Below are 12,910 nucleotides of genomic sequence, written 5' to 3' on the forward strand. Positions count from 1 at the left end.
GATGGAACGACGACTGGAGATGATTCATTTACAGCTGACCAGGCAGTGTAATTTAAGCTGCTGGTTTTGCGGACAGAGGAAAAACAGCGCGCTGCGTGACGGCAAGGAGAGCATGGCTCTGAAAACTGAAGAGTGGCTTGGGATCGTAAATGAGCTGGACGCGGCCGCCGGAAAGAAGCCATCGGTCATGCTTTGGGGCGGGGAACCGCTTATGAGCCCGTGCTTTGATGAGATCGCCTCCACACTTCATGAACGGGGGTACCGGGTCGGAATCGTTACAAACGGGACTCTGCTGGATCGGCATGCGGAGACTGTCCCGTACTGCCTGGACAAGATTTACGTGTCTGTTGACGGACCGGAGCAGCTCCATGACAGCATCCGCGGAGCGGGAACATTCCGGAAGATCAGGGAGAATCTGCTTGCAGTAAAGAGGGCGGCGCCTTTACTGCCGGTGGTCTGTATGGCCGTTTTGACGGAGGAGCTGAAAGGGCAGCTGAAGGAGTTTTTTGCTGAATTGTCGGATTTTCCCGTGGATGAGGTGCTGCTTCAGGATATGATCGTTTTAAACGGCCGGGAGATTGGAGAATATAAAGCCGTGATGGAACGGGAATTTTCCATCGAAGCGGAGGCGGTTGAATCGTGGAGGCAGAGTGGTGAGGGGGATTCGGAGATGGAGAAGGCCGGATTCCGCCTGGAGGAGCACGGGACGCATGCTTTTAAAGTCCGGTATCTGCCGCATGTTCGTTCCGGAGAAATCGTGAGACCCTGTCTTTCTCCATGGCGTCATCTCCATATTATGTGGAATGGAGAGACATCGTTTTGTACTGATTTTACCGACTTTTCCGTGGGGAATGTGCGGGAACAGCCGCTTGAGGCACTCTTTCGGGGAGAACAAGCTGAAAAGTTCCGGAAGCTGGTGGAAAATGGGAGAAATCCGGCGTGCAGACACTGCTCCTGGGGGGACAAGGAGTGTTTTTATGAGCTGTAAAAGAGAAAAACCGCTTTCAACGGTTTGATTTACCGGAAGTGGAATGGAAAAACATCTTTCGCTTTTTCCCTGTGAATGTTATAATACTCATAAACAGCAGGCTGTCTGTGTTTTTTGCAGGCAGCTTGCTTTCGGTATTGAGGCGGAAAACGACAAAACCATGAGAGTTTCTGCTGCACATAGAAGGAGAACGATACAAAGATGAAGAAACTGGCAGTCGGTATTTTGGCCCACGTAGACGCGGGAAAGACGACATTATCGGAGGCGATGCTCTATATGGGCGGAAGCATCCGGAAAATGGGACGGGTGGACCGGGGGGACGCGTTTCTCGATACGTATGAACTGGAGAAGAGGCGGGGGATTACGATTTTCTCGAAACAGGCCATTTTGAAGTGGAAGGATATGGAGATGACGCTTCTCGACACTCCGGGGCACGTGGATTTCTCGGCGGAGATGGAACGGACCCTGCAGGTGCTGGATTACGCCATTCTGGTGATCAGCGGAACGGACGGAGTGCAGGAGCATACGAGGACGCTGTGGCGTCTTCTTGCCAGATACCGGGTTCCCACATTTCTCTTTATCAATAAGATGGACCTGGCGGGGCTGGGGAAAGGGGCTATCCTGGATGACCTAAGAAAAATCTTAAAGGAAAACTTTGTGGACTTCGGAGAGGCCGGAACGGATCATTTTTATGAGCAGATCGCCATGACCAGTGAGGAGATGCTGGATGAATATCTGGAGACCGGCCGTGTGGAGATGGCCGGGATACGGGAGCAGATTATAAACAGACGCCTTTTTCCATGCTTTTTCGGTTCTGCGCTTAAGTTTACGGGCGTGGAGGAATTCATGAAGGGACTTGAGGAGTATACGGAGGCGCCTGAATATCCGCAGGAATTCGGAGCGAAGATTTTCAAGATATCGAGAGATGCCCAGGGAAACCGTATGAGCCATATGAAGATTACGGGCGGCAGCTTATCGACGAGGGAGATCATCGACGAGGAGAAGGTAAACCAGATACGCCTCTATTCCGGGGAGAAATTCGAGACGGTGCGGGAGGCGTCGGCCGGCGCCGTCTGCGCCGTGCTGGGGCTTGCCAAAACGGTTCCGGGACAGGGGCTGGGGATCGAAGCGGCCTCGGCCATGCCGCTCTTAGAGCCGGTGATGACATACCGGATCGGGCTGCCGGAGGGCGTCGATGCGGCGGCTGTACTTCCGAAGTTCCGGGAGCTGGAGGAGGAAGATCCGGAGCTGCATCTGACATGGGAGGAGAGCAAGAAGGAGATCCATGTCCAGATTATGGGCGAGATTCAGATGGAGATTTTAAAAAGTGTAATCGAGGAACGTTTCGGTCTCTGTGTGGAATTCGGAGACCGGAGCATCGTCTACCGGGAGACGATCACGAACACGGTGGAGGGCGTGGGGCATTTCGAACCGCTTCGTCATTACGCGGAGGTCCATCTTCTTTTGGAACCCGGGGAGCCTGGGAGCGGTATGCAGTTTGCTTCCGCCTGCAGCGAGGATATTCTGGGAAGAAACTGGCAGCGGCTGGTTCTGACCCATCTGGCGGAGAAGGAGCACAAGGGTGTGCTGACGGGTTCTTCGGTCACGGATATGAAGATCACGCTGATGTCGGGGCGGGCCCATTTAAAGCATACGGAGGGCGGCGATTTCCGCCAGGCTGTCTACCGGGCAGTCCGTCAGGGACTGATGCAGGCGGAATCCATGCTGCTGGAGCCATTTTACGATTTCCGCCTCGAACTTCCGGACCGTTACGTGGGACGGGCGATGAGCGATGTGGAGCGCATGGCAGGGAAAGTGATGCCTCCGGTCATGGAGGGAGACCGGGCAGTTCTCACCGGAAGCGCCCCGGCGGCCTGTATGGGGGGATATCAGAAAGAGGTAACCGCCTATACGGGCGGCGCGGGACGGCTGTCGTTTACATTTTCCGGCTACGGGCCGTGCCACAATACGGAGGAAGTGGTGGCCGCAATCGGCTATGATCCGGACGGAGACATGGCGAACCCGGCTGGGTCCGTATTCTGTGCCCATGGGGCGGGATTCTTAGTGGAATGGGACCAGGTCCCGGAGTATATGCATCTGGAAAGCTGTCTGGAACCACAGAAAGACATGGGGCCGGATGGAATAGCCGGGCTTGCCGGTGCTGCCGCCAGAAAAGGTCAGGCGGCGAACGGCCGGAATGATGAGCCGGAGAGTGACAGGGAATGGATCGGCACGGAGGAAGTGGATGCCATTCTGGAACGCACCTTTTACGCCAACCGGCGGGGTAATTCCTCCGGGGTTAAATCCGGGTGGAAGAACAGGGAGAAATACAGGGAGAACTCTCGCAGCGTTCCTGCGGTGAGGACCTATAAAAAGGAGGCCCCCAGGGAAGAGTATCTTCTGGTTGACGGGTATAACATCATTTTCGCATGGGATGAACTGAAGGAGCTGGCGGAGCAAACCATCGACGGCGCCCGAGGAAAACTCCTCGATATTCTCTGCAATTACCAGGGCATGAAGAAATGCCGGCTGATTGCCGTGTTCGACGCCTACCGGGTCCAGGGCCATGTGACCGAGTGCCTGGACTACCACAACATACAGGTGGTCTTTACAAAGGAGGCGGAGACGGCAGACCAGTATATTGAGAAGTTCGCCCACGAAAATGGCAGAAAATACGATGTAACAGTGGCCACTTCGGACCATTTGGAACAGATTATCATACACGGCCAGGGCTGCCGGCTGATATCGGCCAGGGAGCTGAAGGAAGAGATCCGCCGTTTGAGCGAGACGGTTCATCAGGAGTATCAGGAGAGAAAGACAGGGGAAAAGCATAAAAATTATCTGCTGGATTCGGTGTCCGAGGAGATGATGAAACAGATAAAGGAACTTCCGGAAGAATGATGGAAGTTCCTTTATCTGTGAACGGTGTACTGTTTTTATGGTTCAGCTATATACATGTCCTTATATTTCTTCGGATCGAAGCTGTGGTTGTAAACGAGATACTCGTAATCCCTTATGGTATCCCGGTATGGAAAACTGTCAAGACCAGTCTCTTCCCAGGAGTAGTAGGTTCCCGAGGCATCATAGCAGCCAAGCGGATGAATGACGGGCAGTGTTTCCTCCATGGAAAGCAGAAAACGCTGGTACGGCGTCATATCCAGGCCGGCCTGATCCAGCAGCTCGGAAGCGAGATAGATGGCGCTCATCTTCCCTTTCTGCTCCGATCCGGATTCATAGTTTGTCCAGATAAGAAATGGCGTCTCATACCACATTAAGTGGTCTCCGGCGGGAACGTCGGCGCTGGGCATGCCTGCAATCTCATCGAAAAATTCATCCTCCACGCTGGGCTGATGGTCTCCGAACATCACGATCATGGTGGGCTCGTCGCTGGCCTCAAAGTATCGGATCAGGTATTCCAGGGCCTCATCGGAACGCTTCATCAGTGATAAATACTGGTCGGTCTTCGGATACTTGTCCTTTAGGGAGCCGGTCAGCCACACCTCCTGCGGAAAGTTGTCGTAGATTCCCTCATAGCCGCCGTGGTTCTGCATGGTCACATTGAACAGAAAAAGGCGGTCGGCAGGATTCTCCTTATTCTCCACCTGTTTGATCAGGTTCTCGTAATTGGACTGGTCGCTCACGTAATTTCTCAGAAAATCCCGTTCCTCATAGCGGGTTTCATCAATGAAATCGTCGAATCCCATATTCTTGTAACACGTATCGCGGTTCCAGTTTTCACCCGGATAAGGATGCATGGCGACGGTCCGGTAGCCCTGGTCCTTTAAGGTGCTGACAAGGCTGTACGTTCCGGGCTTTATGTAGAACTGGTAGGCGCTGCAGTTGGAAGGCAGGAAGGCGATGGAATCACCTGTCAGAAATTCGAATTCCGAATTGCACGTCATGGAGCCGAAGACGGGAACACACAGGCTTCCGCTTATCGTGTTCTCTTTCAGGCTGTACAGGAATGGGAAATACGCCTGATTCGTCTGAAAGGAACCTCCTGTGCGTAAGTCGGACAGGCTCTCATTCATGATGCAGATAATATTGACCGGGGTGATGATATCTTCACCCAGGGCCACCTCCTCGGCAGAGGCCAGGAGGACATCTTCCGCCTTGTAATCGTTATAGATCCGTTTTATCTGTGATGTGCCGTACCCCGCAGGCTTCTGCTTTACCGCATAGCGGAAGGAGACCGCCGTGGAGAGGACGTAACCGTATTCCTTATAGGTCTCGTTGACCTCCCACATGTTGATTCCCAGGCCCCAGGAGGGCATGAGAAATGTAAAAAACCATACGCCGTAGGCGGCGGTGACACCGGCCGCCGTGCTAGCGAAGGCGAGCCTGTATTTGCGGCCGGAGATCCGTCTTGGAAATGCGGCTGCGGCTATATTGATGACGAGGAGAATCACTCCGGCTTCTTTCATGGCCTTCGTTATGGTAAATACGTAGTTCTGGGAAACCGTCATGGCTGTTCCAAAGGCCAGAATATCCCAGAACATGATGGGGCGGCTCCGGAAAGACACCACGAAGGCCTCGGCCAGGGAGAGGAGGAACAGGAGAATGGACACGACGGGGATGGCGATTCTGGTCCGCCCGCTCGCCGCAAACACCAGGAGATAGAGGACATAAATCCAGCCGATGTTCAGGGCGGCCATATAGGAAGGGATCGTCGCCAGATTGCCGGTTACATACTCAAATAAAAAATAGGAAATACATGGAACCGTCATAAGAAATACGGTAAAAAGTATGTGGGCCGCTTTGCGGGCCAGTGGAAGTATATTTTCTTTTGTCATTGGTAAGCCTCACTGTTCATGGGAATGAGGTTATCGTACCACAAAGATTTTTTGGGTTCAAGAGAGAAAATAAAAATATAAAATGCAGCAGAAACTGAGCTGATCAGGAGATTTTCCAGCCTTCCGTTACCGCTTGCATTTCCATGCATGATGGATTAAAATGGAGTTTAAATGATCCGGATCAGGAGGTAATGATACAGTATGCCGGCAAATACAGGATTGTCAGAAAAAACAGAAATCAGGCTGAAACAGCCAAAACAGTATAAAGTGGTCATGTACAACGATGATTTTACGCCCATGGATGTGGTGGTGGAGATTCTCATTGACGTGTTCCGCAAAAATTATGAGGAAGCGGTAGCCATCATGATGACGGTCCATAAGGGACAGAAAGCCGTGGTGGGCGTTTATTCCTACGATATTGCAAAGACGAAGGCGGCCAGGGCGGTGAAGATTGCCCGGGAGCAGGGATATCCGTTCCGGGTGGAAGTGGAGTCATAGTACGACGCTGTGCAGATTACTGTGAAGGCAGGACGCGGACAAAGGCTGCCGATTATGACTGGAGGAAGAAGAAATTTGAAGATAGCAAAAGAAGTGGAAGAGCTGCTGAACGACGCAGTTTTAAATGCGGGGAGGCGGGGAAATGAGTACGTGACCCCGGAGCACGTGTGGTTTGTGCTTGCAGACCGGCCCGCCTTCCAGGCTGCGTTTAAAAGCTGCGGAGGCGACGTGAAAAAGTTAAAGTCACGGCTGGAGGAGTACCTGGGGCAGATGGACACTGTGGAGAAGGATGAAGGCGGTATCGAGGTCAGCTACGGCTTGAGCCAGACCATAGAGGAGGCGGCAAGGAAGGCGATCTCCTCGGACCGCGATACGATTGAGCTGCCGCATCTGCTGTACAGCATGATGGAGCTGGAGGAGAGCTACGGCGCGTATTTTGTTCAGATGCAGGGCGTGGAATGCGTGGACCTCCTGGTGGAACTGGGCACCGGTGGTTCCGGGAGAAAGATGGGGGCTGGAGCGGGCAGAACAGGCGGAACCGACAGTCATGCAGGAACAGGTGGAACCTCTGATATGGATAATGAAGAAGATGCGGAAGAGGAGCGGGAGAGCGTTCTGCTTCAGTACGCGGTCTGTATCAATGATGAGGTGAAAAACAGCTGCCCTTTAATAGGAAGGGAGGCGGAGCTGGAACGCACCATGCAGGTATTGTGCCGGCGTCAGAAGAACAATCCGCTCCATGTGGGGGAACCCGGTGTGGGAAAGACGGCCATCACGTATGGACTGGCGGCCAGAATCAACGAGGGCCGCGTACCGGAGAAGCTGAAAAATGCCAGAATCTACGGGATTGATTTGGGATCCATGCTGGCGGGCACCCAGTTTCGGGGCGATTTCGAGAAGCGGCTCAAGGCGGTGATGGAAGAGCTGAAGGAGGAAGAAAATCCCATTCTTTATATCGATGAGATTCATAATCTGGTAGGGGCCGGCGCGGTAAACGGCGGATCCATGGACGCCTCCAATCTGCTGAAGCCGTATTTAACTGACGGAAAGCTTAAATTTATCGGGGCTACCACCTATGAGGAATATAAGAAGTATTTTTCAAAGGATAAGAGCCTGGTAAGGCGTTTTCAGAATATCGATATCAAGGAACCGACGGTGGAAGAGACGGTGGAGATCTTAAATGGCCTAAAGCCGTACTATGAAAAATTCCACCATGTCCGCTACCAGAAGGGGACCATGGAGCACGCGGCCAGTCTCTCGGAACAGTATATCAATGAGCGGTATCTGCCTGACAAGGCCATTGACTTAATTGACGAGGCGGGGGCCTATCTGGAGCTGCATCCGAAAAACAAGAAGATCCAGGTGGTGGATAAGAAGCTGGTGGAAGAGGTGCTGGCGAAGATCTGCAGGATTCCGAAGCAGACGGTGGAGACGGAGGAACGGCAGAAGCTGGCACGTCTGGAGCGGGAGCTGAAGGGCAGAGTCTTCGGTCAGGAGGCGGCGGTGGATCAGCTGACCAATGCCATCAAGCTGTCGAAGGCGGGCCTGAGCGAGGAGAATAAACCGGTGGGGAGTCTCTTGTTCGTCGGACCGACCGGCGTGGGAAAGACAGAGCTTGCAAAGTCGGTGGCTGAGGTGCTTGGAATCCGCCTTGTGCGGTTTGATATGAGCGAGTACTCAGAAAAACATACGGTGGCGAAGCTGATCGGATCGCCGGCGGGCTACGTGGGATATGAGGAAGGCGGCCTTCTGACGGAAGCGATCAGGAAGAACCCGCACTGTGTCCTCCTGCTCGATGAGATCGAGAAAGCGCATTCGGACATCTATAACATTCTGCTTCAGATTATGGATTATGCGACGCTGACCGACAACCAGGGCAGGAAGGCGGATTTTCGCAGCGTTATTTTAATCATGACCTCCAACGCGGGGGCGGAAAAGGCCGACCGCGCCTCCATCGGATTCGGGGGACGGCAGTTGAATGAGGAAGGAATCACCGATGAGGTGAAGCGCGTGTTCCGGCCGGAGTTCAGAAACCGCCTCGACCGGATCATTATATTCCGTCCGCTGGATGCGGCCATGGCGGACCGGATTGTGGGAAAAGAATTCGGTAATCTGGCCCGGAAGGCGGCGGAGAAAAACGTGGAGCTGACCCTGTCAAGAGCGTGCCGGAAATACCTGGCGGCGAAAGGCGTGAGCCGTGAATACGGAGCCAGGGAGATTAAGCGGATCATCGGTCAGGAGATTAAGCCGCTCCTGGTGGATGAGATGCTGTTCGGGCGGCTGAAGAAGGGCGGAAGCTGTGAGATTGATTATGATGGGGATCAGGTGATACTGCTTTAACAAAACAAGCGGAAATTCCCCCACCTCCACAAGAAGTCAAGCCGCGCATCTATAAGATGTAGTCGCACTCTGTGAGATGATCGAGCGCGGATTGAAACAATTCCTTACTGGAACAGCCATAGACAGACGCATACAGCAGCCGCAGAGATAAATACTGCGGCTGCTGCTGTTTTATTTCTTTTCACCAGAGATACACAGTCCAAAGAAATCGGTCGTTACCATAGCTCCTTTTAAATCGGAGTTGCGCAGAAGCTCTGTAATTTCGCCCACCGTATAAGCTGCGTTTAAGGAGGAAATAAATCCTGGACGGATTGCCCGGGGGTTTGCGGTTGCCAGCCCCAGGTATCTGGCCAGCAGATTTACGTTCCTTCTGAGATCGGTAATACAGTACCGTCCGCCGGGACGGAGCACCCTGTAAATTTCGTTGAAGACGCGAACCGGGGTTTCCCATTCGTGCAGGGAACCGTTGGAGATGACGCTGTCGAAGCTTTCATCCTCAAATGGCATCTCCATGCAGTTGCCCTGGACATACCGGGCATCGATCCCGTAATTCTTCGCATTTTTGCGGGCGAACTGGAGCATGGCGGGACTGATCTCACATCCGGTGAGGGAATCGGGAGTCAGCTTCTTCGCAATTTCCAGACCGACGTATCCAGGGCCGGGGCCGATTTCCAGCATGTCTCCGCCGCGGAGGCCGGAGGCAATCATGGAGTTCACTCCATTCCAGCCGCGGTCACGCATGGTGCGGGCAAAGGAATCAAACATTTCTACGGTTACTTCATTCTGAATTCCCACATTGGTTTCAATGACTCTCATTTTCATCTTGATCTGCCTCCTCAAACTTACGGATCGATTGTTCTGCCCACTCAAGCTCCGCCTGGAAATGGAGAATATGGTGTTCAAATATAATGCCGGCCGGTATCCTTAGCTGTTCCGGAATGGCAGCCATGGTCTCCTCCCGGTGGTGTCTGATGGTTTCCAGCGCTTTTTTTAAGTGCGCAGCATGGCTGGAAAGGCTGTTTAAAAGTGTGGTGCTGTCCAAATGATCGGAAAAATAGAATGCGGCGTCGCTGTCGAACGTAGGGCGGTACTGCATATTCAGCGTCTCGGCCAGCAGCTCATTGAAACGGCCGGTTCCCGCGTCACTGACCCGGTATACGGTTTTTTCGGGTCTGGCTCCCTGCCGGTCCCTGTGGGCTTCGATCAGGCCGGCGGCCTCCATCTTCTCTAAATGGTAATAGACGGTTGGCAGCTTGATCTGGGTGAAGTCCTCTAACTGTTCTTCCAACAGTTTCTTAATCTGATAGCCGTGCTGCGGACCAAATCGAAGCAGCAGGCCGAGGATGTAAAGCGGGATCATGAGAAGTTCCTCCTCTCTTATACAAAATAGTCAGTACTGAGTAATTACAGTATACTCAGTACTGACTATTTTGTCAAGACTCTTTTTATCACTGAAATGACTCTGTTCTGTACTCAAACCAGTCAAAATCCGCATAGACTCCGCCACCAGTCAGATCCTGGCAGCAGATTCCGACCATGGCTCCGGTAAACCAGCCCTCTTCGCAAGCCTCGTCGGAGAGAAAGCTGCAGTCCATAGGAGCGCCGATGGGGACGAAATTCTGCTCGTCCGACAGGCTGTAGAAGAAACGAATGGTGTCATGGTCCACCGCGGCCTTAAAGAGCAGAGGGGCATCGGCGGGAACTGGCAGAATGCCGGCCGGATAGGAGTAGCTTCTGTTTTCCGCTCTCAGGAGGATCAGGCAGGTTCCTGAATCTTCGTCAAAGGTCAGATGCAGATAGAAGTAATTATCCGTATCGTACATACAGATGAGCCCGGCCATCTGCTTAAACACCTTGGGATGAAATTCCATCCGGGCCGATGCCTCAAAGGTGAATTCCGTCCATCTTCTGGCGATGAGCGTCTGCGCAAAGCGTGAGGCCAGTCCCTCCCTTCCATACATGCGAAGCCATCCCGGGCGTGCAGTCAGGGAAATGTGCGTGTGTTTCATGGGAACCCTCAGCGACTGCCATACAGGAGCGAGGTTGGGGAGATCGAAGTCGTCACTCGCCGGTATTTCCGGACAGGGACAGGGGGGAAGCTCCGGCGCGGGCACCTTAGTATCGGGCAGCGTTGTCCCGTTATCCAGCACGAGCCAGTCATCCACGGTCCAGCGCATCTTCTGAACCGCTGTTTCACGCCCCAGGGGATAGCGGCGGCAGCCGGGAAAGCGCCTGCGGTCCGCTTCGTTGCGGTTGGAGAGGGGACGGCCGCAGAGATGGACCGCGTACCACTCGCCGTTCTGCGTTTCCACGAGATCGGCATGGCCTGCTTTCTGAAGGGGATAGTCCTCGTGATGGCGTGTGGTGAAGATGGAAAATGCCTCGTTGTCGCCGGTTCTCTCCATGACGGGAGACTGATACATTTCATACGGTCCCCAGACACTCCGGGAACGCAAAATGGTCTGACCGTGCAGTTCCCCGGTGCCGGTATCCGCGGTAAACAGGTAATACCAGCCGTTTCTTTTAAAGATGTGCGGACCTTCCAGAAAGATTTTATCTCCCTGATAGATATCCTTTACCGGTCCGACCATCCGCTGTTCGGAAGGGGAGTATTCCTGCAAAATGATTCTGCCCGCATATTTCTGTGGAATTCGATGATCCGTTACCATGCTGACCATGTATTTGCGGCCGTCTGTGTCGTGAAACAGAGAGGGATCGAATCCAAAGTCATTTAATGGAACAGGAGCGGACCAGGGGCCCATGATCTGTTTGGAGGTCACCAGATAATTGTGGGTGTCGTACATGTTGCAGTAGAAGGAGCGGACAATGGTGAATACGAGATAGAATGTCCCCTGATCCCAGGTCAGGCACGGGGCCCAGACGCCCTGGGAGGGACCGACTCCTTTCAGATCCAGAATGGCCGGGTCATTCAGCGTGCCGCCCAGGGTCTCCCAGTGAATGAAATCCCTGGAATGGCTGATCTGTACGCCGGGAAACCATTCGAAGGTGGAGGTGGCAATATAATAGTCCTCCCCCACCCGGACAATGGAGGGATCGGGATGGAATCCCCTTAGAATTGGATTGGTAATTGTGTTTGCATTCATGTGTTTTGCAGTCCTTTCTTCAGAAACTTCCTGTGCTGAGTATCATTATAGTGACTGCAACATGGAAACGTAAGTCCATATTTTAACAATAGAGTTCAAATTTTAAAGAAAAAGCCCGTCTGTGGTTAATACAATTCCGCTGTCAGCTTTCTGTGAAGCTGCCAGACATCATCTCCATAATTGCTGACCAGAGTGACCACAGTCTCAGTTTCTTTCTTATAAGAAGAGATAAAACTGACTCCGGGGTCGCTGCCCTGAAAATAAGGGAAATAAATTCCGTTTTGCTCCCGCAGCCAGATTCCATATCCGTAGCACCGCGCATCGCCGCTGTGATTTTCGGTCATATTTGCAGTCATGTCAGGGGAAATCACTTTGCCGGACATGAGGTGCTCCCAGAAGCGTCTGATATCGCCGACCGTCGTAAATGCGCCGCCCGCTCCCGTGCCTTTTGCGTCAACGCTGAATATGTTGGTACGGTACGTCTGCGTTTCTGCATCATAGATATAGTTTGACGCGCATTTGGCAGGAAGCCGGTCCAGCTCATAGTATCCCGTGGAGGTCATGCCGCAGGGGATAAACAGGCAGTCTCTCAAGTATTCATCAAACGCGGCCCCTGTCACGGATTCCAGGATCATGGCCAGCACGACAAAACCGGTATTGTTGTATTGAAAACGGCTTCCACGGGGATACATCATGGGTTTATAAAGGAACAGCGGCAGTAAGTCCCTGTTGGAGCGTATCTTATAATTGGGGTAATCTCTCCATAAGTCCTCGTACTCCTCCATGATACTCTCGTCGAAGTAGTCCGGTATGCCGGAGGTATGGGTCAGCAGCTCCTCCACGGTGATATCCCGGTCGATGGCTCTTAAATCAAAGCCGAGCAAATCACCGATGCGGCCGCTGAAATTCAGCCGTCCCTGTTCGATCAGCTGTAATATTCCCGCCGCCACAAACACCTTTCCGGCCGAAGCGGTTGCAAACTTTGTATCCGGTTCATTTGGGACCCGGTTGGCCAGGTCGGCGAATCCATATGCCTTTTCCAATATCGTCTCGCCGTGTCGGACTACCTGGATGCAGCCTCGGAAATCGGCGTTTATGAGTGTTTCTATGTTCATGGAACAAGGTTTCCTTTCTGTAAGCGTATTGGCAGTTGGTGCTCTGTCCGGAAATGGGCTTTAGCCCCAGCT

Annotated in this window: 9 protein-coding genes; 4 read left to right on the plus strand and 5 right to left on the minus strand. The window is 53.1% G+C overall.

Features of this window, described 5'->3' with window-relative positions:
• Position 1 precedes the first annotated feature (1 nt).
• Positions 2–988 (plus strand): radical SAM protein, encoded by a 987-nt coding sequence (locus ACLTD4_RS07795; RefSeq protein WP_117620833.1) that lies wholly within the window; start codon positions 2–4, stop codon positions 986–988.
• A gap of 201 nt (positions 989–1,189) precedes the next feature.
• Entirely contained in the window at positions 1,190–3,889 is a 2,700-nt protein-coding gene (locus ACLTD4_RS07800; RefSeq protein WP_117620832.1) for a translation factor GTPase family protein, read from the plus strand.
• A 35-nt stretch (positions 3,890–3,924) separates the two neighbouring features.
• Here ACLTD4_RS07800 and ACLTD4_RS07805 read toward each other — a convergent pair whose 3' ends face one another.
• Positions 3,925–5,781, minus strand: coding sequence for an LTA synthase family protein (locus tag ACLTD4_RS07805; protein WP_117620831.1), 1,857 nt, complete (start codon positions 5,779–5,781; stop codon positions 3,925–3,927).
• Between the two features lie 201 nt (positions 5,782–5,982).
• Between ACLTD4_RS07805 and ACLTD4_RS07810 the strand changes: the two genes are divergently transcribed.
• Positions 5,983–6,279, plus strand: coding sequence for an ATP-dependent Clp protease adaptor ClpS (locus ACLTD4_RS07810; RefSeq protein WP_002600764.1), 297 nt, complete (start codon positions 5,983–5,985; stop codon positions 6,277–6,279).
• A gap of 75 nt (positions 6,280–6,354) precedes the next feature.
• Positions 6,355–8,619, plus strand: coding sequence for an ATP-dependent Clp protease ATP-binding subunit ClpA (gene clpA / locus ACLTD4_RS07815; protein WP_117620830.1), 2,265 nt, complete (start codon positions 6,355–6,357; stop codon positions 8,617–8,619).
• A 171-nt stretch (positions 8,620–8,790) separates the two neighbouring features.
• Here the strand turns inward: clpA and ACLTD4_RS07820 are convergent, their stop codons facing one another.
• The 4 genes from ACLTD4_RS07820 to ACLTD4_RS07835 form a co-directional block, all read right to left on the minus strand.
• On the minus strand, positions 8,791–9,441 hold the full coding sequence (locus ACLTD4_RS07820; protein WP_412331224.1) for a methyltransferase domain-containing protein: 651 nt from the start codon (positions 9,439–9,441) through the stop codon (positions 8,791–8,793).
• The gene (locus tag ACLTD4_RS07825; protein ID WP_002600761.1) at positions 9,422–9,979 is read right to left on the minus strand and encodes a PadR family transcriptional regulator; all 558 of its coding nucleotides are present in this window, start codon (positions 9,977–9,979) and stop codon (positions 9,422–9,424) included. The genes ACLTD4_RS07820 and ACLTD4_RS07825 overlap by 20 nt, the downstream gene beginning before the upstream one ends.
• A gap of 88 nt (positions 9,980–10,067) precedes the next feature.
• Positions 10,068–11,723, minus strand: coding sequence for a glycoside hydrolase family 43 protein (locus ACLTD4_RS07830; protein WP_117620828.1), 1,656 nt, complete (start codon positions 11,721–11,723; stop codon positions 10,068–10,070).
• 125 nt (positions 11,724–11,848) lie between these two features.
• The gene (locus tag ACLTD4_RS07835; RefSeq protein ID WP_117620827.1) at positions 11,849–12,838 is read right to left on the minus strand and encodes a serine hydrolase domain-containing protein; all 990 of its coding nucleotides are present in this window, start codon (positions 12,836–12,838) and stop codon (positions 11,849–11,851) included.
• Positions 12,839–12,910 lie beyond the last annotated feature (72 nt).

The sequence above is a fragment of the Hungatella sp. genome, assembly GCF_046966825.1.

What these genes read in the sequence shown, in the direction of transcription:
- ACLTD4_RS07795 (WP_117620833.1), top strand. Translation starts at nt 2, where the DNA reads ATGGAACGACGACTGGAGATGATTCATTTACAGCTGACCAGGCAGTGT.
- ACLTD4_RS07800 (WP_117620832.1), top strand. Translation starts at nt 1,190, where the DNA reads ATGAAGAAACTGGCAGTCGGTATTTTGGCCCACGTAGACGCGGGAAAG.
- ACLTD4_RS07805 (WP_117620831.1), bottom strand. Translation starts at nt 5,781, where the DNA reads ATGACAAAAGAAAATATACTTCCACTGGCCCGCAAAGCGGCCCACATA.
- ACLTD4_RS07810 (WP_002600764.1), top strand. Translation starts at nt 5,983, where the DNA reads ATGCCGGCAAATACAGGATTGTCAGAAAAAACAGAAATCAGGCTGAAA.
- ACLTD4_RS07820 (WP_412331224.1), bottom strand. Translation starts at nt 9,441, where the DNA reads ATGAAAATGAGAGTCATTGAAACCAATGTGGGAATTCAGAATGAAGTA.
- ACLTD4_RS07825 (WP_002600761.1), bottom strand. Translation starts at nt 9,979, where the DNA reads ATGATCCCGCTTTACATCCTCGGCCTGCTGCTTCGATTTGGTCCGCAG.
- ACLTD4_RS07830 (WP_117620828.1), bottom strand. Translation starts at nt 11,723, where the DNA reads ATGAATGCAAACACAATTACCAATCCAATTCTAAGGGGATTCCATCCC.
- ACLTD4_RS07835 (WP_117620827.1), bottom strand. Translation starts at nt 12,838, where the DNA reads ATGAACATAGAAACACTCATAAACGCCGATTTCCGAGGCTGCATCCAG.